Source organism: Rhodoplanes sp. Z2-YC6860 (assembly GCF_001579845.1).
Lineage (GTDB): Bacteria > Pseudomonadota > Alphaproteobacteria > Rhizobiales > Xanthobacteraceae > Z2-YC6860.
This window is the reverse complement of the sequence record NZ_CP007440.1, coordinates 712334-735496: the sequence shown is the minus strand read 5'-3', so window position 1 is coordinate 735496 and position 23163 is coordinate 712334. Positions and strand designations below refer to the sequence as shown.

Sequence of the window (23163 nt, the reverse complement as noted above, 5' to 3'; positions counted from 1 at the left end):
CCAAACTTTGTCGTCGTTTGTATGGACATAAATCCGTATTGTATGGGCGATCGGATGACAAGGGAGATTTGGCAATGGCCAGCAACGAAACCGCCGTGACGCCCGGTCGCGCACTCTGGCGCGGCTTCACGATGCGCTGCCCGAACTGCGGCGGCGGCAGCTTGTTCGGGCGATTCCTGAAGGTTGCCGATGGCTGTCCGAAATGCGGCGAGGAATACTCGCATCATCGCGCCGATGACTTCCCGGCCTACCTGGTCATCGTCCTCGTCGGACACCTTGTGGTTCCCGGCGTGCTGGTGATGGAGGAACTCTACGCGCCGCCGACCTGGCTCCAGTATCTGATCTGGCTGCCAGCCATCGCAATCCTTGCCTTGGCACTGCTGCAACCCGTCAAAGGGGTTGTCGTGGCGCTGCAATGGTATTGCGGAATGCACGGCTTCGAGCAGTCGAAGAAGCGTCGGCTCGCGGCAGCGCTTGGCTGACAGCACGCGAGGCCGGCGGCGGCTATTCCGCCTGGCGATTGACGATCAGCGCCACCGGTCCGCCTCCGTCCGGCCCCTGATGCTCCGCGCCGCCGGACACGTAAATCTCAGCGTGACCGATGAGGCCTGCAAGCGCGCCGCAGACGAAGGCCCGGGCGTGCCGCGTGGATGAAATGTCGGAGTCGTCCAACATCGTGTGGCGGTTGCCGCGCAGCCTGCCGTCGTGGCTCGCCTCGGCTTTGGCGAGCACGGCGGTGAGCCGCCCGCGCTGACTTGAATTGAGCTGACCACCCGAATTCAAGCCAAGACGCGACAGCGCGGCGCGGACCGGTTCGATGTCGATGGCGTCAGTCATCACCGCGTGATCGATGGAAAGCGACCCGCTCCACGCTGGCGACATGCCCATGACAACAACCTCATGGTCGAGCAATTCGATACCAGCTGAGCAGCTCGCGCGGCCCGACCAGATGCTCCAGTCGTTGCCGATCTGCGCATCGCTGAGCTTGCCGCGATCGACCTCGCCGAGGGCGAGCGCCACACCGAGCGCACTTGCGGCGCGCGACAGATTCATCGACTTCAACGTGTCTTTCGTAGCAACCGCCGCGCCGCGCGCTTCGGCTTCGGCGGTGCGCGCCACCGTGAGCAACGGGCATTTCACCTGCACGAAATGCACGGCGGCGGGATCGTCGATCCTGGCGTCGCGCATCGCGGCGTGCACCGCCTCGGCCACCATGTCGGCCTGCGGCAGTCGCCCAAGATGCTCCGCCGGCAGCGCCGCGGTGTGGGCGCGGCCGAGCGCCAGCGCGGGACGTTCGGCCCCCTCGCCTTCGGCACGCTCGAACACCGTCCAATGCGGCGACATGCCGCCCTCGGTGCCGCCCGACATCACGAGGCAGATCTTCGCCGCCAGCTCCGCGCCAAGATAACGCTCGAACATCAGCTTCAACGCCAACGCCGCATAGCCTCGCGCGTAATCGTTGACGAGACCGTTGCCTTCGGTCTTTCCGAGCACAGCGATCACGCCCTTGGGATCGATGCGGCCGCTGGCAATCGCAGTCTCGATGCCGCTCACGTCATCGGGCGAGGCTGCGGAGATGCGGTGGACTTTGGCAACGGGCATGAGAACTCAACAGCAAGGCGGCTGCGATTGGTAATGCGCCGCGATCGCACGCTCGAGCTCGGAGATAGCGGCCGCGAGCCCTTCGTTTCCGTGCATGTCGGCGCGCAGCCGCGCCAGCATCTCGTCGCGCATGACGGGGTAATCGATGTTCAACACCTGCCCGTCGCGCACCACCGGACGTCCGGCGACGATCAGCTCGTGGATGTGGCGCATGGTGCTGCGGGCAAACAGCATGTCCTGCGGATTGAGATCGGGCCGCACGCGTTCATGGTCGACCGCGTCCCAGTCCAAAACCAGGATGTCGGCCGGCATGCCGGGCGCAAGCGCGCCGCCGTCGTCCCTGTTGGTGACCGAGAAGCGGCCGTTGTGGAATGCCATCCGCAACATCTGCGCGCGGCTGACGTCGGTCGTGAAGGCCCAGCCCTGATGCAGGAAATGCGCGAGCCGCATTTCGCGGAGCGCATCGTCATCCTCGTCGAAGGTCGAGCCGTCGAGCCCGAGCGCCACGCGGCAGCCGCGCTTCACCATCTCCTTGAGCGGCGCGATGCCCGAGCGCAGATGCAGGTTCGAGCTGGTGTTCACGGATATCGTTGCGCCGCGGGCGGCGAGCAGCTCGAGCTCGTCAGGCCGCGCCCAGGTGCAGTGGGCGAGCGTCAGCCGCGGACTCAAGAAGCCGATGCCATCAAGGAATTTCAGGATGCCGCCGGGATAGTTGGCGTCGAGCCAAGCCCGCTGCGTTTGGGTCTCCAGCAGATGCATGTGGATGCGGCGGCCGGTGCGCTTCGAGGCGTCCGCGATCGCCTCCAGGAGCTCGTGCGTGCACCACTGCACCGCCTGCGGGCCGTACTGCACGTCGAACATCGGATTGGCGGCGGCGTTGGCGACCGCATCGACCAGCGCGAGTTGCTGTTCCACCGACAGCGGCGGCTTGAGATAGCGCTTCTCGACCTCCGTGCGGGCTTGCGGCGACAGTGCTGCCAGCACCGGCTCCGACGGCCCGTAAACCAGCGGATTGCGGTTACGCATCGCAACCGCAAAGCCCACGCGCACGCCGACATCGCGCGCCGCACGCGCGACCTCGGCCACCTCGGTCGGCAGATCGGTGAGCCCTTGCACGCGCGTGTAATGCACCATGATTGCTGCCGCACCACCGAGCGCGCTGCGCGACAGCGAGACAGCGCTGGCGAGATAAGGATCGATCGACGGCAGCAGCGCGAGATAAGCGATCCAGCTTTCCAGCGGCTTGCCGGCGCCGCCGTAGGCCGTGGTCGAGGTGACGCGGGCGTGATCGTGAGCGTTGGTCGGGGCCGGCATGGCGAGCAGGCGGCGCGCTCCGGGCGTGACCGGCTCGACCGCAACGATGCGCTCGCCGTCGATCCGGATGGCATGCGCGCCACCGGCCGGCGCATCGGCGCTCGGTTGAATATGAGAGCAGGTCAGTTCACGCATCGGCAGAGCCCGGCAGCCCGAGCCCGCAACCGGACGATTGCGGGCTCCCGAATTTCGATCAGTTCGACAATACTGGCATCATCCGGTCGGCTTTGGGAGGCAGAAACGAACGGCCGAACACCTCGTCGAATTTTGGCGCGCGGGGAAGCTCGAACGCCTCCTTGATCATGGCGGAGGATTCGTCGATGCGCGCATCGACCACGTCGCCCATGCCGATCTGCCGCGCCTCCGGCGTATCCATCAACGTCTTGTAGACATAGATCAGCCGGCGCTTCTCGATGTCGCGCTTCACCAGCGGCTCTCTCTTGACCAGGATGTCGATCGCCGCGTCCGGATTCTCGATCACCTCCCTGATGGAGCGGTTGATCGCGCGCACCAGGCCCTTCACAGCTTCCGGCTTCTCCTTGACGAGCTTCTGCGAGACGATGATGCAGTTGGAATAGAGGTCGGCGCCGGCATCGGCGTAATAGATCCAGCGGAAGTCCTTGTCGGGATCGAGATTGAGCGCGACGAGATTCATGTAGCTGGTCGCGGTGAAAATCGCGATCGCTTCGACCTGATCCTGCAGCAGCAGCTGCTCCTGGAGATTCGGCGCGACGCTCAGAAGGCTGATCTTCGAGTAGTCGATGCCGTTCTTCTTCGCCATCAGCGGCAGCATCTTGACGGTGGCGCCCGCCGCCGGTGCGCCGAGCTTCTTGCCTTCCAGATCCTTGATGGTCTTGATCGAGCTGGTCGCCTTGGTGAGCAGCGCGAACGGCGCGCGGCTGTACATCATGTAGACGATCAGCGGCGCCTCGCCGGGCTTCAGCGCGGCGCTCTGGATGACAGCATTGGCGTCGCCGAATGCCGCGTCATAGGCGCCCGTCATGACACGCGTCACCGCGCCGGCCGAGCCCTCGCCCTGGTCGATGGTGACGTCGAGCTTCTCCTGCGCGAAGTAGCCCTTCTCCTGCGCCCACAGGAACCAGGCGTGGATGCCTTGCAGCTTCCAGTCCAGCGAGAAGCGGATCTTGGTAACGTCCTGCGCGAAGGCGGTTGTCGTCCAGAGCACAAGGCCCAAAGCTGCCGCGGCCCATCGAAGTTTTGCGAACATTCAAACGCTCCTGTTGCGACCGGCCCGGCAGCCGATCCGTTTTAGCCCATCGCGAATTCGTCATTGCGGCGTGCCCAGCCGGTCACCCGCGTTTCGATCAGCGAGAAGACGACGTAGAGACCGACGCCCAGCGCGCCGAGGATCAGCAATCCGGCAAACACCAGCGGAACGTCGAAGCTCGAGCTTGCGATCATCATCAGGTTGCCGATACCGCGATTGGACGCCACGGTTTCTGCAATTACCGTGCCGACAAAGGCCTGCGTGACGGCGACTTTCAGCGAGGCGAAAAAGTACGGCATGGTCCGCGGCAGGCCCACATTGAACAGAATGTCGAGCTTGGTGGCCTTCATCGCCTTCATGACGTCTTCGAGCTCGGGCTCGGTGGTGGCGAGCCCGGTTGCGACGTTCACAACGATCGGGAAGAAGGCGAGCGTGACGGCAGTGAGAATCGCCGGCACGGTGCCGGCGCCGAACCACAAAACGAAAATCGGCACCACCGCGACCTTGGGGATGCTCGAGAAGCCGATCAGCAGCGGATAGGTCACGTCATAGGCGAGCCGCGACGAACCGACCAGCACGCCCAGCGCGACGCCAAGCACGATGCCAAACGCAAACGCCACCAACGTCTCGTAGAGTGTCTGGATGGCGTGCGGCCAGATCGCGGGGAAACGCGTGACCAGCGTATAAATGATCTGGGTCGGTCGCGGCAGCACGATGTCCTTGATGCCGAAGCCAAGACAGATCACCTCCCAGAGCACGAAGAAGCCGATGATCAACGCGGCGGAGGCGATGCGCCTTCTGAGCTGGGTGTTCATTGCGGCGCTCCCGCAGCGGACACTTTGGGCGGTTGGGCGTGGACAATGAACTCGCGCAATTTGTGCGTCATCGACACGAAGTCCGGCTCGTAGGTCATGGTCACGGTGCGGGGCCGCGCAAACGGCACCACGCTGTCGTCGATGATCCGCCCCGGCCGCGCCGCCATCACACAGATGCGGTTGGCGAGGAAACCCGCTTCCTTGAGATCGTGGGTGACCAACAGCACCGTCGGTCGATGGATGGTCCAAAGCTCCTGCATGATGGCCCACAGCTCCTCGCGGGTGAACTGATCGAGCGCGCCGAACGGCTCGTCGAGCATCAGGAGCTGCGGCTCGTGCACCAACGCACGACATAGCGAAGCGCGCTGCAGCATGCCGCCGGAGAGCTGCCAGGGAAACTTGTTGCTGAAGCCAGCGAGACCGACCTGCGCCAGCAGCGCCTCGACCCTGTCGCGGAATTCGCCCTTGCGCTTCCGCCGATACTCCTGCCGGTAGGGCGGCACGATCTTCAACGGCAGCATCACGTTGTCGAGCAGCGTGAGCCATGGCAGCAGCGTCGGGTTCTGGAACGCCATGCCGACCCGCACCGGCTCGGCACCGACCTCGCGTCCCGCGACGTAAACATAACCGGTCGACGCGTTGATCAGGCCGGTGACGAGCTTGAGGATTGTCGACTTGCCGCAGCCCGAAGGGCCCACCAGCGCGACGAAGTCGCCCTTCTCGATCCGCAGCGTGGTCTCGGACAGCGCATGCACCTGCCGCTCACCGCGCCCGTAGGTGTGGGTGACCTTCTCAAGCTCGACGAAGGCGCCCGAATGCACGCTTTCCGGCAAAGCGGGCGTGGGATCGATCGCCACCGCGGCGAGGCTCATGCGGCATGCTCCCGGTTTGACGACGTCCGGCCCTGCAAGATCGCGGCCATCGTGTTGTCGGTGTTCTTCGGCGAGGCCGGCGGCATCTGCTGGATGGCATGCACCGAGCGGCCCCAACCGCGCGTGCCGGGCATCAGCGTGCGGTCCTTCATGACGAAACGGCCGCGCACGAGCGTGTGGATGGGCAGGCCGGTGACGCGCTGGCCATGGAACGGCGTGATGCGCGACAGCGATTGCAGCTTGGCGTCGTCGATGGTCCACTGGCGATTAAGATCGACCACCGCGATATCGGCATCGGTGCCAGCTTGAATCACGCCCTTGCGCGGATAAAGCCCCCAGATCTTGGCCGGGTTCGCGGCGCTCCAGCGCACATAGTCGCTGATGCTGTAGCGGCCGGCGGCCACTTCGGTCAGCATCATCGGCATCTGGGTCTCGACACCCGGGAAACCGCAGTCGACCGTCCAGATATCGTTGCGGGTTTTCTCCTCGACGGAATGCGGCGCATGGTCGGTGGCGACCATGTCGACCGTGCCGTCGGCGAGCGCTGCGAACAGCGGCTCCTGGTTGCGCTTCTCGCGCACCGGCGGATTGACGCGGATCACGCCGCCGAACCGGGCATAGTCGTCCGTGGAGAGAAACAGATACTGCGGACAGGTCTCGCCGGTGATGTCGACGCCGCGCGCCTTGGCCTCGGCCAGCGGGCGCAACTCCTCGGCCGACGAGATGTGCAGGATGTGGATGCGTGCGCCGGTCCATTCGGCGAGGATCGCAGCGCGGCAGACCGCCTCGATCGCCACGACCGCAGGCCTCGAAGCGATGTGAGCAAGAGGATCGATGCGGCCGACCTCGCGCATGCGGAGCTCTCTGCGCACCATGATCTCGTTGGTCTCGGCATGCAGCGAGACGCGCTTGCCGGTCGGCGCCACCACCTCGAAGGCTTCGAGCATCGCGCCCGTGTCGGGCGAGGGAATCGCGCCGAAGGTGTTGCCCATATAGAGCTTGAAGCCGATCGCGGTCTTGGCGAGTTCCGGCGCGTGCTGGATGGTGTCTTCGCCAAGGAGCGCGTAGAGGCCGAAATCGACATGCGCCTTCTCGGCCGCCATCTTGTGCTTGGCGGCAAGAAGCTCAGGCGTGCCGACTGGCGGAATCGTGTTCGGCATATCGAACACCGTTGTGACGCCGCCGAAGGCCGCGGCCGCCGTGCCGCTCGCAAAGTCTTCCTTGTGGGGATAGCCGGGATCACGGAAGTGCACATGGACGTCGATCGCGCCGGGCAGCACGTGCATGCCGCTGGCGTCGAGCGTGTCGATGGCCTCCGGCATCGCCTCGTCGGCGCCGACCGCGAGGATCTTGCCGTCTTTGATCGCGACGCTCGCCTCGACGACGCTGTCGGGCGACACCACCTTGCCTCCGCGGATGACGAGATCTGCCTTTGTCATGTTCGCCTCCTCAGAGCATCGCCCAGCCGCCGTCGACCGGCAGGTCGATGCCGGTGATCTGGCGCGAGGCATCGCTTGCAAGAAACAGGCAAGCATTGGCCACGTCGTTGTCGACGGTAACCCGCTTCAATGCATAGTCAGCGGCGTGGCGTTCCATGGCCTGCTCGAGCGTGATGCCGAGCTTCTTGGCCATGTCGGTGCAGACCTTGTCGCGAAACCGCGGGCCATCGACCATGCCGGGCGCCACGCAGTTGACATTGATGTTGTAGGGTCCGACTTCGAGCGCGAAGCTCTTGGTGATGCCACGCAGGCCCCATTTTGAGGCCGAATAGGCCATCCGGCCGGCGCGCCCGCGCATGCCGAAGGTGCCGCCCACGTTGACGATCTTGCCGTAGCGCTGCGCCATCATGGCCGGCAGCGTCGCCCGCATGGTGTGAAAGCAGCCGTTCATGTTGAGCGTAACGATGTCGTCGAATTCGTCCGGCGTGGTCTCGACGCCGGTCTTGCCGATCGGGCCCGAGCCGCCGGCCACATTCACCAGGATGTCGATGCGGCCGAATTTCTCGATCGTGGCCTTGGCGGCGTTCTCGCACTGCTTGGCGTCGGTGAGATCGCAGGGCACCACGATCGCTTCCGCGCCGTGCGCCCTGGCCTCCTCGGCAACCGGCTCGATGGCCGCAACATCGCGGCCGACCAAGGCGAGCTTCACCCCCTCAACCGCGAAGGCGACCGTGATCGCCGCGCCCATGCCCTTGGCCGGGCCGGTGATCATCGCAACGCGTCCGTTCAACTGCAGGTCCATACGTCTCTCGTTGACTGTCGTTGTCCGACCGAAGCGCTGGTGCCCACCCCCGAGAACCCCAGGGAGAGGGCACTGCGAGGCACCCCCGAGCCTCGCTAGAACAGCTTCTTCGGCAGGTCTTTCGCGTCCGGCAGGAAGGCCGGCGTGAAAATCTCGGAGACCGCCGGCGTGCGCGGCAGGCCATTGGCGTCGACGAGGATGTCGATCGATTTCTTCAACCGCTCCGGATCGACATTGCCGAGCCCGATCTTGGCGATCTCGGGATGGTTCATCTCGTCCTTCAGGGTCGCGATGAAGCGCTCCTTCTCGACCGGCACTTTGATCAGCGGTTCACGCTTGGCAACGGCCGCGACCGAGGCATCGAGATCTTTCAGAGAGTCGACAAGCCCGCGATTGATGGCGCGAACGAGCCCGGCGACCGCCTTGGGATTCTCCTTCACGAGCTTCTTGGAGACGATGATGGCGTTGGAATAGAGGTCCATGCCGTAGTCGCCGTAGTTGATGTAGCGAAGCTGGCCATCCTCCACGCCCATCAGCTTGGCCGAGAAGCGGATGGTGTTGACGAAGCCGAACACCCCGTCGACCTGGCCCTGCATCAGCATCTGCTCGCGCAGATTGGGCTGCATGTTGGTGACTTTGACCTTGGTGCAGTCGATCTTGGTGATCTTGCAGAACGCCGGGAACAGCTTCAGCGCACCGTCATTGGCGGCGCCGCCGATCGTCTTGCCCTCGAAATCCCTCGGCGTCTTAATGGGGCTGTCAGCTTTGACCGCCACCGTGAACGGCGGCTGGTTGAACATCACATAGACCGCGATCGGCGCTTCCTCGGGCTTCTTGGCAGCGAACTCGATCAGCGCATTGATGTCGCCGAAGCCCACGTCGTAAGTGCCGTTCGCCACCAACGGCACGGCCGCGCCGGAGCCGTTGCCCTGGTCGAGCGTGACCTCCAGGCCTTCCTCTTTGAAATAGCCCTTGTCGTCGGCGATGAAGAACATCCCCTGCGGGCCCTGATACTTCCAGTTCAGGACCAGCTTGAGCTTGGTGGTTTGCGCCTCTGCCGGCAGGGCCGTCAGCGCGGAAAACGTAAACGCCGCGGCCAAGGCCGCCAGCGTGGATCGCAGAACCGAGTTCATTGGGGCACCCTGATTGAGGCTGTCCCGGCCACAGAACGCTACCCCGTTTCAGTGATCGCATCTGCCGCCGATTTCTTGCTATTGTGTTGCCGAAAAGGCATCACTCAGGCGGGCGGCTCATGAAGCACTTGCGCATCCTGAACTATGTCGACGAGGTCGCGCGATCGGGTTCGATCCGCAAGGCGGCCGATCAGCTGAACGTCACGGCGTCCGCGGTGAACCGTCGGATCATGGATCTGGAGGAGGAACTCGGCGCGCCGCTGTTCGAGCGACGGCCACGGGGGGTGCGCCTGACCGCCGCGGGCGAGGTGTTCGTCAACTACCTGCGCCAGCAGGACAGCGAAGTCGAGCGGATGAAATCGCAGATCTCCGACCTCAAGGGCATGCGCCGCGGCACGGTGCGGATCGCGTGCAGCCAGGCCCTCGCGCTGGAATTCCTGCCACGGCAGATCGGCGAGTTCCGCAAGCGGCACGCGTTCGTGTCGTTCGACGTGAAGGTGTTCGATCACGAGCAGGCGATGGCGGCGCTGGCGGCTTACGAGGTGGATTTGGCGCTGGTGTTCCGGCCGCCGTTTCTCGCCAACTTCCACCCGCTGATGGCGCTCGAGCAGCGTGTCGTCGCCGTGATGGCCGCCGATCACCCGCTTTCGGCGAAGCGAACCGTGCGGCTGCGCGATTGCGCGGCTTATCCGGTGGCACTGCCGGAGCGCAGCATCGGCGGCCGGCAGTTGCTCGAAGAGGTCATGGCGCGCAGCCGGATTTCCTTTCAGGTCGCCGCCGAATCCAACTCGTTCGAACTTCTGCGGGGCCTCGTGCTCCAGGCCAACCTGATCTCGTTCCAGATCCGCGCGGGCACCATGCAGTCCGGCAACAAGCTCGGCCTGGTCGCCCGCGACATCGACGACAGGGATGTGCCACGCGCCAACCTGGTGCTGGGCCAATTGCGCAGCCGCAACCTTCCGATTCCAGCCGCTGTGTTCGCGGAACGGCTGGCCCGTGCGTTGGAGGCGATGCGCGAACCTCGCACCGCTACCCGATAACGGCGCGAAACATGCGTCCGGCGGCCACGCATGCTGGACATGTCGAGCAGGCGTAGGCGGGTCATAGGAAACGCGCTACGGATCGGTGACGTCAAATTCAAGGTAACCGGCACATGATGCAAAGCATCCCGTCCACGAACGACGAACTCGTTCTCTACAATTGGCCGACGTCGACGTGCAGCCAGAAGGTCCGCCTGGTGCTCGCCGAAAAATCGCTGCGGTTCGAGGATCGCCGGCTCGATTCGAGCAAGAGCGAAAACCTGTCCGACTGGTACCTCAAACTGAACGAGAACGGTGTGGTGCCGACGCTGACCCACGGCCAACGGGTGATCATCGACTCATCGGTGATCGCCGAATATCTCGATGAGGTGTTCCCGGCATCACCGTTGTCGCCGTCCGATCCATACAAGCGCGCACGGATGCGCATCTGGCGGCAATTCATCGATGAGGTGCCGACACCGGCCATCAGAGTGCCGTCGTACAACCGGTACATCCGGCACAAATGGAAGAACATGTCCGAAGAGGCGTTTTCGAAGCTCGTCGAAAAGCGCACGGTGCGAAAGCATTTCTACCGGAACATGGGTCTGGAAGGCTCCAGCCAGGAGGAAGAAAACCAGGCGATCGAAAAGCTCCGGGAGACCGTCAATCGGATGGAGCGCTCGTTGACGGAGAATCCCTGGGTCTCGGGCGAGCAGTTCACGCTGGCCGACATCGCGCTGATCCCAACCTTGGTCCGGATGTCCGACATCGGCCTCGGCCATGTCTGGAATGATAAGCCGCACGTGGCCGCCTGGTTCGAGCGCGTTCAGGCTCGCCCGTCATTCACGCAGACCTTCTATCCCGGCTCGCGCTATGGCGCGGAAGGCTCCCATCCGGCTCTGGAATCGCTGCCAGCCTGCTGAAACATCGATCGCGCAACAAACATGACCCGCGTTTCAATGCTCATGACGGCCACGCGCATTTGCGCCGCGATTGCGGTGGCCGCGCTTTGCTTCGGCCCGGCCGCGGCGCAGTCGGACTACCCCTCCAAGCCGGTTCGGATCATCGTGCCCTCATCAGCCGGTGGCGGCACCGACACGGTGGCGCGCCTGCTGGGGCAATACCTGTCGGAAAAGATGGGCCAGTCGTTCGTCATCGAGAACCGGCCCGGCGGCGGCAGTGCAACGGGCATCGAAGCCGCCGCCCGCGCTACGCCCGACGGCTACACATTGGTTGCGGTCGCTAGCACCATGACGAGCTTGCACATCGTGCGAAAGACGATGCGCTTCGACCCCGTTGCGGATTTCGCCCCGATCACGCTCGCGGTTTCGATTCCGAACGTGCTCGTCGTCCACCCCTCCCTGTCCGCCAAGACTTTTCTGGAGTTTGTTGCGCTGGCGAAGCAGGAGCCCGGGAAGCTGTCCTTCGCCTCGCCGGGCCTTGGCTCGACCACGCATATGGGAATGGAACTGCTGAAGAACCGCCTCGGGCTCGACTTGGTTCACGTGCCGTACAACGGAGTCGCTCCGGCGCTGACCGACGTGCTTGGCGGACGTGTGCCGGTGATGATGGTGAATACGGTCGCGGCGAAACAGCATCTCGACACCAAGATGCTCCGGGCGCTGGCAATCTCGACGCGCAACCGCAGCCGCATCGCACCGGATATTCCCACCATCGCTGAGTCCGGTCTGCCCGGCTACGACGTGTTTCAGTGGTTCGGAATACTAGCGCCGGCCAACACGCCGAAAGAGATCGTCGTGCGGTTATCGGAGGAAATGCGCGCAGGCCTGGCGACGCCGAAACTGCAGCATTGGGCTGAGACTGAAGGCGGCGACATTGTCGGCAGCACCCCAGAGGCATTCCAGAAGCTGATCGCTGACGATGTCGCGAAATGGACCGCCGTCGCCAAATCAGCGGGGATCAAAGCAGAATAGCATTGCCGGCGCGTTAGCGCAGGTAGCTCGCCAGGTTCAGGCTCTGCATCTTCGAGATGGCGGCATAGGATGCCGTAAGCTGCGCCTGAAAGGTGGACAGCTGCGCCGTCACCGCCGCGACGTCCACATTGGTCAGATTGCCGCCAAGCGTCTTGGCATAGCTCTGATACGATGTCTGCGCCGCGCTGGCGGACTGGATCGAGGAGGACGCCACCCCGAGCTGGGCCTGCACCTCCGCCGTCGCATTGACCGCCGAGGTCGCGAGATCGAGCGCTCCTTTCAGGGTCGCGTCCGACATGGGCGAATTGTTGGCGGCAAGATTGAGGGCGCGCATCGCCTGCTCGAAGGCAGAGTTGTCCGCCGTGACGCCGTAGGTGACCGTGGTGTTGTCGGACACCCGAACCGAGGCGGCCTGGTCGTCGCCTTTGTAGTAGGACGTGCTCGCCGACGACGGCGACGTCATCGCCGGATATGACGCGCTCGAAACGTCGACCGGCGGCGTGTTCGTGTCCGAGCCCCCGAACAGATATTGCCCGGAATACTGCGTATTCAGCAGCGAAGCCATCTCCTGCAGCATCTGCTGCGCCGATTGCGACACGGTCGAAGCATTGGTGGTGGCGCTGTTGCTGGCCGACGTCAGCAGCGTGCGAAGCTGGGTGAGCAGGTCGCTGACGGAGGTCACCGTCGAATACATGACCTGGACCTTGCTGTCCGCCGAGGTCGCCGCGTCGATGTAGGACTGCGAGCGCGAGACCGAAACCTGCAGGTCGATGACCTGCTGGGACGTCGCGCCAAGACCGGCGTAGTCCGAGGAAACCAGTCCGGATGCCTCTTGCAGCTGCTGATTGGCCATCGTGCTCTGCGTGCGCAGGGCGGCGTCGATCATCTGATTGTTGATGGCGAACGTGGCGACACGGGAAATCATCGGGCACCCACTATGCGACGGCGGATTGGACCGCCGTCAGCAGCGTCGAAAACATCTGGTTCAACACTTGCAGCAGTTCCGCCGATGCCGAGTATTGATTTTGCAACGTGCTGAGACGCGCGGTCTCTTCGTCGAGGTTTACGCCCGATTCCGACGACATCGTGCTGCTGAGCGACGATTGCAGCGCCTGCTTGTTGTTGTATGTCGTCGTGGCCTGAGAAGCTTGCGTCGCGACGCTCGACACGATCGCGGCGGCGTAGTCCGCGAAGGACGAGGTGGTGGCGCCGATTCCCGGCACCGCCGAGAACTTGGTATCGCCGATCATCGCGCTGTACAGATCGTCGGCGATCGTGGACGAGCCCGGCGAGAGCACCTGCGCGCCGGTCTGCGGCGACGCCGAAGAATCGAGGATCGACGTGCCCAGCAGCGAAGAGTTGTCGAGAATGTCCGGTCGTACCGCGATGTCGGACGCGCTCGTTCCGGTGACGAGATCGTTGAGCCCGAGCCATTGCACGAGACCCTCACCCGAGGAGCCCACGGAGCTCGACATCTCGTTGATCGCGACGCCGTCGCTGGAATCGGTACTGGAAATCACGACATGTCCGTTCGAATCGATCGAAGCTGAAAGCCCGGAGATTCCGTTGATCGCCGACACCAGATCGCCGACCGTCGAATAGGACGACAGATCGAGATCCTGGTACGAGACGAGGTTTCCGGACTGGTCGGCGACCGCGAAGCGTACCGTGCCGGTGGCCGAAAGCGCCGTTCCTGCCGTGACCTCCGCGCTGCCCGTCAACGTCGAAGGCGGCGGCAGCGCCGTTCCCTGGCTGCTCACCGCATTCAATGTAGACGCCAGTTGGCTGGCGAGCGAGTCAAGCTGGGTTTGCGCGTCCGGCAAAGTCGTGTCGCGCAGGGTGACGAGCTCCGCAAGCGAGCCCGAGCCGAGCTGCGAGGTGATGTCGATGCCGTTGACCGTGATGCCGGAGAAGCCGCTCGGCGGCGTCGCGCTGTAGGTTGTCGAGCTCGTCACTGTCGAAGCGGGGGTATAGCTGAGCTCGTGCACGCTGGAGTCCACCAGCGCCTGCCCGGACTTGGAATAAACCTGGAGCGCGCCGGAGGACGTGGTGTAGTAGCTGACGCTCATTTCCGAGGCGACAGCCTGCAGCGCGGTGTTGCGCTGATCCACCAGATCGGCGGTCGACTGGCCGGCTGCGCTGGCCTGTTGGATCTGCGTGTTGAGGGTGCCGATCAGCTCAAGCTGCTGATTCACGTCGGATACGGTCTTGGCGATGTCCCGGTCGGCATTGCCGCGGAGCTGCTGGATGCCGGCGGAGGTCTCACGCAATTGCGACACGACCTGGTCGAGCGCGCCGACCGCGTTCTCCTTCAACGAAGCGCTGTTCGGTGAGCTCTCAAGCGACGACAGGGCAGCCTCGAACGAAGCGATGGTGTTGCCCAGCGAAGTGCCGGAGCTGTCGCTGCTGCCCGTCGTCCCGTAGAGGGATTGCAATTGGTCGAGATAGTTATCGGCGGTTTTCGCGGCACCGGTGTCCGATCCGGACGCGATCAATGACTTCAGCAGGAAGGCGTCGACGGAACTGCTGATGCCGGTGATCGTGGTGCCTGCCGCGACGCCGCCGTTCACCACAGCCTCTTGTTGCGCGGTCTTCTCCGTGTATCCCGTGGTTCCCGCGTTGGAGATGTTGGCAGATGCAACCGACATCTGCACCTGGGTCGCCATCATCCCGGACAATGCGATATACGCGGCGCTGTTGATCGACACTGGAACGCTCCGTCTCGCCGGCCTCAGGCGTGCAGGTTGGATGTGCAGGAGACCAGCGGAGCGCAGCGGCGTCCGTCGGCGGCATAAGGCGCACTGACCGAGATGCGCTCGCGGATCGCCCGCATCACCGCATCGATCCGCATCTGGCTCGCCTCGATCGCCGCGCGCAACTTGATCACGTTCTCGTCCATGATCTTCTGCAGAATGCCGACGCGGTCCATCAGCCGGCCCTTCAGCGCCACATCCAGATTCGCGAGGCTGAGCTTTCGCGATGTGACGTCCGCGACCCACTTCTCGAAGGCTTCCGCAAGCTCGACCTTGCGGCTCAGAAGCTTCGACCGGGGCGCCGGGACACCAAGGGCCAGCTCGGAATTTTCCTCGGCGACGATCTGGATCATTTCATCGATCAGCGCGATGAACTTTTCGATCCTGGCCGCTTCGGGATTCTTGCTCTCTGTCACGGTCATGATGACCTCCTGGATATTCTCGTTAACGCGATCTCAACGCGTAGCTGCGGCGGTACGCCGAGTTGGCGCTGCACCTGCGCGCCGCGGCCTCGCTTTCGGCCCCGACCCGCGCCAGTCGTTTGTGCAGCAGAGCGAGTTGCCCCTTGATCTCCGCGATCGCCACGAGGATTTGCCTCGGCTCGACCCCGGCTTTCAGACGCCGCGCCGCCTCGAGCGTCCGTCGGCTGCGCCGCAGCAGTTCGTCATCCTGACGGGCCGGCGGGTTCATGATCAGCGGCTGACGGCTGAGATCAGGGTATCGAACATCTTGTTGACGGCCGTGATGACCTGCGCGTTGGCCGAATAGGCCTGCTGCGCCGCCATCATCGAGCTGAATTCTTCGTTGGTGTTGGTCGCGCTGCTTTCCAATTCGCTACCGAAGATCTTGCCCGCCGCTCCGGTGCTCGACGCCTGGATCGTCGGATTGCCGGCTTCGATCGTGTCCTGATAGAGACCGTTGCTCTGCGCTGCGAGGCCGTCGGGATTCGCAAACGTCGCGAGCGGAATCTTGTAGATCGCGATGGTCTGGCCATTCGAGTAGGTCGCGTTGACGAGACCGCCGGTGCCGATCGAGATGGAGCTGAGCTTTCCGAACGCCATGCCGTCGGAGGTGATTCCGGTCACGCTCACATTCGCCGGCGTCTCGCCGGATGCGAGCTGCGTCAGCCCATCGGTGCCGCCGATGGTTCCGAGATTGAGGGAGATCGTGCTGTCGGCTGCACCGCTGCTCCAGCCCGTGATCGAGATCGTCGGCGGACTCGGGTTCGTGCTCGCGAGCGAGCCATCGGCGTTGAAGGTGACGTCAACCGATCCGCTCGTGGTTCCGGTGGGGGTCGAGGTATCCGTCGCCGACGTTGGATTGGCGAAACTCGCCGTCCAGCTGTTCGCCGCAGTCTTCGTCCAGGTGACCTGGACCGTGTTGTCGGTGCCAAGACCGTCATAGACCGACATCGAGGTGTTGAAGGTATCGCCGACGGCGGCATCGGCCGGCAGGTTGGCGGCGAACGTGGTCTCCGTCGTGGCCGAGCCGCTTACAGTCGCAACCTGGGTGTTGACCGCCGTGAGTGAGTTGCTCACCACATTGCCTGACGCGTCGGTGCGCCATCCCATCAGATAGCTGCCATTGTTGGTCAGATATCCGGCATTGTTGATGGTGAAGGCGCCATTCCGTGTGTACGACACCGAGCCGCCGCTCGCCGCGTCCGAGACGATGAAGAAGCCAGATCCCTGGATCGCGAGGTCGGTCGCATTCGTCGTGGTGGTCAACAGGCCCTGCTGCGAGACATTGGCGCGCGTCGACACCGTCACGCCGCCGGACGAGTATTGCGAGGCGCCGACTGCCGTGGTGACGAGATCGTCGAACATCGCGGTGTTGGTCTTGTAGGCCGTGGTGTTGGAGTTCGCGATGTTGTCGCTGACCATCGCCAGAGCCTGGCTTTGAGCACTGAGGCCGGTGATCGCCGAGGAGAGCGCGCCTGAAAGACCCATGACTATGTCCCTACTGTGGAGTTACTTGACTGCGACGACGTCGGACGTGTTGACCGAAGTACCGCCGACGTTGAGCGTCGTGGTGCCCGTCGTGTTTTCCACGTCGGTGACCTGTCCGAAGAACGTCTGGTAGTTGAGAACCGAATTTCCGTTTGCATCGAGCGCGGAGACGGTCAGCGAATACTGGCCGTCGGAGAGCTGGTTGCCGCTGCTATCGGTGCCCTCCCACGTGATGGTGTTGAGACCGCTCTGGGTGGGGCCGGTCCCGGTCCAGACCGTCTTGCCGGTCGAGTCCTGAATCGAGAGATTGACCGACGCCGCCGCGGACGACAGCGAATAGCCGAACGCCGCCTGTCCGTTCTGCAGCGTGGCGGTGTCGCCCTTGGCCTCGACGGTGTGCCCGATGTAGTTGACGGCGTTGAGCGTCAGCAGGCTGTTGAACGAGGTCAGCAGCGTGCTGAGATTGGTGTTCAAGGTCTGCTGCTGATCGAACGTCGCGTACTGGCTCATCTGATTGATGAAGTCGGACGTGCTGGTCGGATCGAGCGGATCCTGGTTCTGCAGCTCGCCGACCAGAAGCGTCAGAAAATCGGTCGAAGAGATTCCGGCGCTGCTCGCCGCGGAGTTGATGGCGGACTGCGTCGTCGTCGCCGCGCTCACCGAACTGACAGTCATGACAAACCTCACCCGCTCATCCGCACGCATGTGCGGATGTTGCTCTGTTGCGTCGATGATCTTGAAGTTTCGCTTGGCCTTAGAACGGCTCAGCGGGCGAAATCAGGCTCTGATTTTCGATGCCTTGCTGCGGCGAGCGACGGCCGCGATCACCGCGGCGGCGGTGGAGGGCGCCGACCCATTCCGAATGGCGGGGGAAGATGCATCTTGGCGAGGATCTGGCGGTCTTCCAGACTGAGACGCGCAATGGCGTCGGCCACGATCTCGTCGGCCTTGGCAACGCCCGTCACGAACTGGGCGTGCTCCTCGCGACTCTCGGCCAAGAATGCGCTCCGATCGAAAGGCTCCCGAGACAGGAGCTCCGCTTTGCGTTGCTGGCCGGTCTCGGCATCGCGGAAACGGGATTCGAACTGGCTGTGCACCTGGTCGACCGCGCGGATGAGCAGCTCGGCGCCGGGCTGACTCAGCGACCTCCTCAGATCTTCACGGATATCGTGCCGTTCGCGGGGCCGATGCCAGAAACTGGACGGAAAGCTGCCAAGCAGGATGCCGGCCAGGAAAAGGTTCAACCCGACCGAAACGACAACCGCAAACGACAAAAACTCCGTCCGACGTGGACCGGAAAACATCAGCCACCCCCGCGCCGCCCCCGCGCGATCAGTCAATATTATAGGTGAAATTCAGCACGTAGGCCACGTAGTCGTGGATGGCGACCGGCGCCGCAGGGTTGCGGAAATGGCTGTGGACGAGTCCGGTGACAACGCCAGCCATGAAGCAAGCCGCAAAAATCGCTCCCCAATGCTGCCGACCGATCGCCAGCAGCCGATAAGCAGCGGAGACGTGGGACTCTTTTCGCGGCTCCTGCAGGGAGGCCGCGCGTTCGAAGATGCGCTCGGACAGGCCTGATGGGGCGGAGATCGGCGGACGCGCCATCAGCCCTCTCAGGGCCATCGCGTCGCGTATCAGGTCTTGCGCCTCAGAGGACTCGGAAAGAAGCTTGGCCGCCGGCCGCTGTTTGTCGACCGGCCAGGTGGAGATGTCCTCGCCGAGGCGGTCCAGCAGATCTTCGAACTCGACGATATCCATTGCCGTTTACAACAGTGATCACTCGAAACCGGCGCGTTTCAACTTTCGGCCATCCGGCGCCTGAGTTCAAGCGGGAGCCCCAGCTACCCTTTTTGGAATCCCTCCACCAATACCGGCAGGTGCGTCAATTGCGCGCACGAATCCCGTGGATTTCCCGCCAACCTGAATCAGACAGAGGCCGCGGAGCCTGAGTTCTGCTTCAGCACGAAGGACCAGGCCTCCCGCAGTTCGTTCAGGCTGGTGATGATCCGCCGGTACTGAGCCGGGGCATCGGGCCGTCCATAGGCACGCAGCGCGGCCATGATCAGCGAATGGTACGTCTTCGCCATCTGATCCGCGACGTGTCCGCCCTTCTGCGCATTGAGGTGCTGGGCGAGCCCCCGCAAGATCGTCGTGGCCTTGATGACATGCCCGTGGCTTTCCTCAAAACGCCTGGCCTCACCCGCCTCGATTGCCATTTTCAGCATGCGGGCTGCGCCCTCGAGCAGCATCACGACCGCCCGCAACGGCGACACGGTGACCGAAGCGGTGCGGTACGCCTGTGACGCCTGAAACGCACTCTGACTCTGCGACATGAAACTCCAACTCCTGACACGCCAACTTTTGGAATGCCGACTCCTGGGGCCCCAACTCCTGGCACGCTTACGAACGATCAGTTCGAACTCGACTTCGAATTCAACAACGCCGTCAGATAGGTCAGCGTGTTCTGCGCTGCCTGAATTGCCGCCTGATACTGGGCGTATTGCGTCTGCAGCTGCGACTGATACTGCGACGCGTCGGACTCGATATCTGAAACCCGCTGCGTCAACGACGTGTCTTCCGTCTGAAGATTCGAAACCAGCGTTTGCAGCGTGCCGGTGCTCGGATCGGAGGCGGTGTTCGCGATGCTGCTCAGCAGCGACGCAATGCCCGAGGTCGTCGTCACGACGATCGATTGCGATGTGCTTCCGGTGTAGTCGAACGCCATGCCGGAATACGGCGTCCCGGCATTGCCGATGATCGCGTTGCCGCTGACCGTGAAAAGCGACATGTCGCCGCCAATCGAGGCGGACGTCAGGTTGCCGCTGCCATCGACCGTCACGTCGAGGGTGAACTGGCTCGGCGCCGTGCCGTTCGTCGCGATCGTCGACAGGTCGGTGGACGACGGAACAGCCTGGCTGGCCAGCAGCGCCTCGACGCCTGGAAGATTGTCCGTCAGCGCGGTCTGCAGGGTGGTCGTGTCGAGCTCGAGGTCGTTGCTGCCGTTGAAGGACAACCCGAGATCGCTGAGCGAAAGCCCGTTGACCGTCGTGTTCATCGCGTTCTCGAGCTGATTCATGATGTCGTTCATCGTCGGGTCGCCGAACAGCACCGTTCCCGAGGCTGCGGTGCCGTCGCCGGCGGTCTGCTGCTGCGACGTCACGTAGTCGCGGTACGCGTTGTAGTCGGTGACCAGCGTCTGCAGCGCGGTCGAGATCTGGCTGGTGTCCGGGCTGATGGTGATGTTCAACGACGAGCCGCTCGGCGTCGGCTGGTAGAGATGGATCGTCGTGTTGGAGATGACGTCGCTGATGTCGTTGGTGTTGCGGGTGATCGTGATGCCGTCGAGACTGATGATCGCCGACTGAGCCTTCTCGACCTCGTTGGTGAAGTTGCCGGAACCGTCCGTGACACCCAGATTGGTCAGCACATCGTCGCCCGACACCGAGGATGTGGCGATATCGGCGCCGTCCTGGGTCGCACTGAGCACCAGCTCGAACTGGCTGCTGGACACCTGGATCACCGAGGCTTGCACATTGGTCGTGGTTTCCTGGGCGTTGATCGCCGACACCAGGTCCTGCAGCGACATGTTGGTGTTGACGGCGATGTTGACCGAGGAGCCGCCGCTCAGGCCGATCGAGAACGTCCCGGTGTAGCCCAGATCCGACGACTGGCTGGCGACGACGGTGCCCGTCACCTTCTGCGGCTGCGCGACCTGCGAGATGGTCAGTGTGTAGGTGCCGCTCGGCGCGCCGTTGTCGACCGTCATGGCGACGGCCGAAGACGGATCGACGCTGCCCGTCGCCGTGATGGCGGCGCTTCGGGCGCTGAAGGCGCTGGTCGCGAGCGAACTGGTGTTCGAGGTGCTGAACGGCTCTGCGGCTGTCTGCAAATCGCTGAGCAGCGTCTGCATCTTCTGATAGGCCGTGATCTTCGCCTGGTTTGCGGTGATCGTGGTCTGGATGCTCGTTGCGGCCTGCAGCTTGGCCTGGACGCCGGCCTGGATGAGCGCGTTCCAATCGATGCTGGAGAGGCTTGTTGAGCCCCCGGTATTCGAAGAAGAGGAGGACGAAGATGTCGAAGCCGATGACGTTGCGGCGGAGGATGAATTCGTTGCGCTGCTGACAGTCATTTATCGGCCCATTTGGAAGAACGACGGGCCGGTGTGTGGCCGGCCCGTCTCGCTGTGGGTCAATCCAGGAGCATTGAGCGGATCAACCCAACAGTTTCAGAAGGTACTGCGGCATCTGGTTGGCGGCGGTTTCGGCGGAGACCGCGGCCTGGGTCTTCACCATCGCCGACGAGAGCGTCGCCTCTTCCTGCGCGACGTCGACGTCGGTGATGGCGGAGTTGGCGCCCTGCAGGTTCTGCGTCTGGGTCGAGATCGAGTTGGCGCTGAAGTTGAAACGCGATTCCTGCGCGCCGATCGTCGCGCGGGCCGCCGAGACGGTGTTGATGGCGGTGTCCAGCGTGGACATGGCGGAGGTCGCGCCGGATTCCGTGCTCACGTCAAGCGAGCCGATGCCCAGCGAAGAAACGCTCAGATTGGCGATCGTGACCGAGACGCTGTCGGCCGAGCTCGAGCCGACCAGCACGTTGACGCCGGTCGCGAAGGCGCTGGTGCCGTCGAGCAGGTTCTGGCCGGAGTAAGACGTGCCCGACGCGATGCTGTCGATTTCGCTCGAGAGCTGCGAAAATTCCGCCTGGATGTAGACGCGGCTGCTGTCGGTGACCGTGCCCGAGGCCGACTCCGAAGCGAGCGACTTCATGCGGGTGAGAATGTTGCTGATGTTGGCCGCGCCGCCGTCGGCGGTCTGCAGGATCGAGGTGGCTTGCGACGCGTTGGTGGCGGCCTGCTGCAGCGTGGTGATGTCGGACGAGATGCTGGTCGAGATGGCGAGACCGGCCGCGTCGTCGGACGCTTGCGTGATCCGTGAGCCGCTGGCGATCTTCTGAATCGCCGCGGACTCCGCGGCCGAATTCATGTTGAGGTAGGCGACGGCCGAGTTTGCCGCCGCGTTGTTGGAAATCACTGGCATCGAACTACTCCCTCCGGTGGGCGGCGCCCCGCGCCGCGGCACATGCATGTGACGTGAGACATCCCCCGTCCGAACGCTTGAACGGACAGCCGCAGCAGTTCTGGCGCGACGTTTGTCGCGCCGCATCGGTATGGTTATCAGTCGGTAAACGACTGGCGGATGTCGCCTTCGTTGCCCCGCAGGATGGCCCGGAGCTGCTGACGGCCGCGCTTGAGCAGCGACTCGACGGCCGACACGGTCGTCTCCATCACCTCCGCGATGTCGGCGTTGCTCATGTCCTCATGATAGGAAAGGATCAGAGCGATCCGCTGCTGCTCGGGCAGCCGCTTGATCGCTTCGTCCAGAATCGTGCTGACCTGATGGCGATGCATCGTCGAGACCGCATCGGGCCGGGAATCCATCGGCTCCGGGATCGCATCGACATCGTCGGTGCGCGGGCGGCGGCGAAGATCGATGCAACGGTTGGTGACGACGCGGTACAGCCAGGTCGAAAACTTGGCGCGACCGTGCTGCCACTCGCCGCGATGAGTCCAGACCTTCAGAAACGTATCCTGCACGACGTCTTCGGCGTCGGCCTTGCCGCCGAGGATGCGCACCGCAAGCCCGAACGCGCGGTCGATGTGCCGCTGCACCAGCTCCCGGAATGCCGCTTCGTCGCTTAAGGCCAGACGGTCGAGCAGCGGCTGATCATCGTCATGCACCGCTGACGGCTGCTGTGGCCGCTCCGAGCTCGCGACGGGCTTCTCGGTCGTTCGAGCAACACGAGCTTCGATCGAAGACGCGATGTCTTCAAGTTTGACCGGCGCCCAGACGTCCAGCGCGTAAGTCATGAGCAACTCCTAGCCTCGCGGGCGGCCCCGCACCCTTCGTCACCTCCTTGAACGGGACGGCTGGAGAATTCAGGCGGCGTTTTTTCGTTATTTTTCAGATACTTAAGTGGAAAATATTGCCGGGTGGGCGGCAATATTTGCCGACCGGATTGCAACAGAAAGAGGCACTCAAAGACGCCACATCCGTGCCGCCCGCCGGCAGGCGGGCGACCCGGGTGTTGGCATCCCGTTGGCCGGCAATATTGGGACAGCATCCTGAAGATCGAGCGATTGCAGACTGGACGCGGTAACGGCGATCGACGCTTCGGCCCGGCAAGGACACAACAACAGCAGCCGAAATCGGTAGATGACTGGCTCAGGCCGTCGCCCCGGCAGTGCCCGCTACGCGCTCACGAATCATTCCACCAAGGCTAGACCCGGGCGCTCCATTTCCG

24 protein-coding genes are annotated in these 23163 nt (G+C 63.7%); 4 read left to right on the top strand and 20 right to left on the bottom strand.

The window, feature by feature from the left end; all coding sequences use genetic code 11:
- The first annotated feature begins 74 nt into the window (after positions 1 to 74).
- A complete protein-coding gene (locus RHPLAN_RS03420) occupies positions 75 to 482 on the top strand; it encodes a DUF983 domain-containing protein (protein ID WP_068013852.1) in 408 nt (135 codons plus the stop codon).
- A 22-nt stretch (positions 483 to 504) separates the two neighbouring features.
- Here the strand turns inward: RHPLAN_RS03420 and atzD are convergent, their stop codons facing one another.
- From atzD to RHPLAN_RS03380, 8 genes are all read right to left on the bottom strand, one after another.
- Positions 505 to 1602 (bottom strand): cyanuric acid amidohydrolase, encoded by a 1098-nt coding sequence (gene atzD / locus RHPLAN_RS03415; RefSeq protein WP_068013850.1) that lies wholly within the window; start codon positions 1600 to 1602, stop codon positions 505 to 507.
- A 6-nt stretch (positions 1603 to 1608) separates the two neighbouring features.
- Entirely contained in the window at positions 1609 to 3051 is a 1443-nt protein-coding gene (locus tag RHPLAN_RS03410; RefSeq protein WP_068013848.1) for an amidohydrolase family protein, read from the bottom strand.
- A gap of 58 nt (positions 3052 to 3109) precedes the next feature.
- On the bottom strand, positions 3110 to 4144 hold the full coding sequence (locus tag RHPLAN_RS03405) for an ABC transporter substrate-binding protein (RefSeq protein ID WP_068013846.1): 1035 nt from the start codon (positions 4142 to 4144) through the stop codon (positions 3110 to 3112).
- A 41-nt stretch (positions 4145 to 4185) separates the two neighbouring features.
- The gene (locus tag RHPLAN_RS03400) at positions 4186 to 4959 is read right to left on the bottom strand and encodes an ABC transporter permease (protein WP_068013844.1); all 774 of its coding nucleotides are present in this window, start codon (positions 4957 to 4959) and stop codon (positions 4186 to 4188) included.
- A complete protein-coding gene (locus RHPLAN_RS03395; protein ID WP_084244235.1) occupies positions 4956 to 5831 on the bottom strand; it encodes an ABC transporter ATP-binding protein in 876 nt (291 codons plus the stop codon). The genes RHPLAN_RS03400 and RHPLAN_RS03395 overlap by 4 nt, the downstream gene beginning before the upstream one ends.
- Positions 5828 to 7270, bottom strand: a complete 1443-nt coding sequence (locus RHPLAN_RS03390) for a dihydroorotase (RefSeq protein WP_068013842.1) — start codon at positions 7268 to 7270, stop codon at positions 5828 to 5830. Before RHPLAN_RS03390 ends, RHPLAN_RS03395 begins: the two co-directional genes overlap by 4 nt.
- Before the next feature lie 10 nt (positions 7271 to 7280).
- Positions 7281 to 8072, bottom strand: a complete 792-nt coding sequence (locus RHPLAN_RS03385) for an SDR family NAD(P)-dependent oxidoreductase (protein WP_068013840.1) — start codon at positions 8070 to 8072, stop codon at positions 7281 to 7283.
- Between the two features lie 95 nt (positions 8073 to 8167).
- Positions 8168 to 9205, bottom strand: coding sequence for an ABC transporter substrate-binding protein (locus RHPLAN_RS03380; RefSeq protein ID WP_068013839.1), 1038 nt, complete (start codon positions 9203 to 9205; stop codon positions 8168 to 8170).
- 119 nt (positions 9206 to 9324) lie between these two features.
- Here RHPLAN_RS03380 and RHPLAN_RS03375 point away from each other — a divergent pair, with 119 nt between their 5' ends.
- The 3 genes from RHPLAN_RS03375 to RHPLAN_RS03365 all read left to right on the top strand — a co-directional run bounded on the left by RHPLAN_RS03375 (position 9325) and on the right by RHPLAN_RS03365 (position 12158).
- The gene (locus RHPLAN_RS03375; RefSeq protein WP_068013837.1) at positions 9325 to 10245 is read left to right on the top strand and encodes a LysR family transcriptional regulator; all 921 of its coding nucleotides are present in this window, start codon (positions 9325 to 9327) and stop codon (positions 10243 to 10245) included.
- A 113-nt stretch (positions 10246 to 10358) separates the two neighbouring features.
- Positions 10359 to 11147, top strand: a complete 789-nt coding sequence (locus RHPLAN_RS03370) for a glutathione S-transferase family protein (protein ID WP_068013836.1) — start codon at positions 10359 to 10361, stop codon at positions 11145 to 11147.
- A 21-nt stretch (positions 11148 to 11168) separates the two neighbouring features.
- The gene (locus tag RHPLAN_RS03365) at positions 11169 to 12158 is read left to right on the top strand and encodes a Bug family tripartite tricarboxylate transporter substrate binding protein (RefSeq protein WP_084244233.1); all 990 of its coding nucleotides are present in this window, start codon (positions 11169 to 11171) and stop codon (positions 12156 to 12158) included.
- Positions 12159 to 12171: 13 nt separating this feature from the next.
- On the opposite strand, the gene RHPLAN_RS03360 is transcribed toward RHPLAN_RS03365, so the two are convergent.
- The 12 genes from RHPLAN_RS03360 to RHPLAN_RS03305 all read right to left on the bottom strand — a co-directional run bounded on the left by RHPLAN_RS03360 (position 12172) and on the right by RHPLAN_RS03305 (position 22729).
- Positions 12172 to 13083, bottom strand: a complete 912-nt coding sequence (locus RHPLAN_RS03360; protein ID WP_068013833.1) for a flagellin — start codon at positions 13081 to 13083, stop codon at positions 12172 to 12174.
- 10 nt (positions 13084 to 13093) lie between these two features.
- Positions 13094 to 14866, bottom strand: a complete 1773-nt coding sequence (gene flgK, locus RHPLAN_RS03355; protein ID WP_068013831.1) for a flagellar hook-associated protein FlgK — start codon at positions 14864 to 14866, stop codon at positions 13094 to 13096.
- A 23-nt stretch (positions 14867 to 14889) separates the two neighbouring features.
- Positions 14890 to 15333 (bottom strand): hypothetical protein, encoded by a 444-nt coding sequence (locus tag RHPLAN_RS03350; protein ID WP_068013829.1) that lies wholly within the window; start codon positions 15331 to 15333, stop codon positions 14890 to 14892.
- Positions 15334 to 15355: 22 nt separating this feature from the next.
- Positions 15356 to 15601 (bottom strand): hypothetical protein, encoded by a 246-nt coding sequence (locus tag RHPLAN_RS03345; protein WP_068013827.1) that lies wholly within the window; start codon positions 15599 to 15601, stop codon positions 15356 to 15358.
- Between the two features lie 2 nt (positions 15602 to 15603).
- Positions 15604 to 16860, bottom strand: coding sequence for a flagellar hook protein FlgE (flgE, locus tag RHPLAN_RS03340; protein WP_068013825.1), 1257 nt, complete (start codon positions 16858 to 16860; stop codon positions 15604 to 15606).
- Between the two features lie 21 nt (positions 16861 to 16881).
- Positions 16882 to 17535 (bottom strand): flagellar hook assembly protein FlgD, encoded by a 654-nt coding sequence (locus RHPLAN_RS03335; RefSeq protein ID WP_068013824.1) that lies wholly within the window; start codon positions 17533 to 17535, stop codon positions 16882 to 16884.
- Positions 17536 to 17684: 149 nt separating this feature from the next.
- Positions 17685 to 18164, bottom strand: coding sequence for a periplasmic heavy metal sensor (locus RHPLAN_RS40980; RefSeq protein WP_084244231.1), 480 nt, complete (start codon positions 18162 to 18164; stop codon positions 17685 to 17687).
- A 28-nt stretch (positions 18165 to 18192) separates the two neighbouring features.
- Positions 18193 to 18621, bottom strand: coding sequence for a hypothetical protein (locus tag RHPLAN_RS39000; RefSeq protein WP_068013820.1), 429 nt, complete (start codon positions 18619 to 18621; stop codon positions 18193 to 18195).
- A gap of 167 nt (positions 18622 to 18788) precedes the next feature.
- Entirely contained in the window at positions 18789 to 19196 is a 408-nt protein-coding gene (locus tag RHPLAN_RS03320; RefSeq protein ID WP_068013818.1) for a flagellar export chaperone FliS, read from the bottom strand.
- 77 nt (positions 19197 to 19273) lie between these two features.
- Entirely contained in the window at positions 19274 to 20992 is a 1719-nt protein-coding gene (fliD, locus tag RHPLAN_RS03315) for a flagellar filament capping protein FliD (protein WP_068013816.1), read from the bottom strand.
- Between the two features lie 82 nt (positions 20993 to 21074).
- Positions 21075 to 21899: a flagellin gene (locus RHPLAN_RS03310; protein WP_068013814.1), complete on the bottom strand. Its 825-nt coding sequence runs from the start codon at positions 21897 to 21899 to the stop codon at positions 21075 to 21077.
- A 137-nt stretch (positions 21900 to 22036) separates the two neighbouring features.
- Positions 22037 to 22729 carry an RNA polymerase sigma factor gene (locus tag RHPLAN_RS03305; RefSeq protein ID WP_068013812.1) on the bottom strand — a complete coding sequence of 231 codons (693 nt, stop codon included), beginning with the start codon at positions 22727 to 22729 and terminating at the stop codon, positions 22037 to 22039.
- Positions 22730 to 23163: the final 434 nt, after the last annotated feature.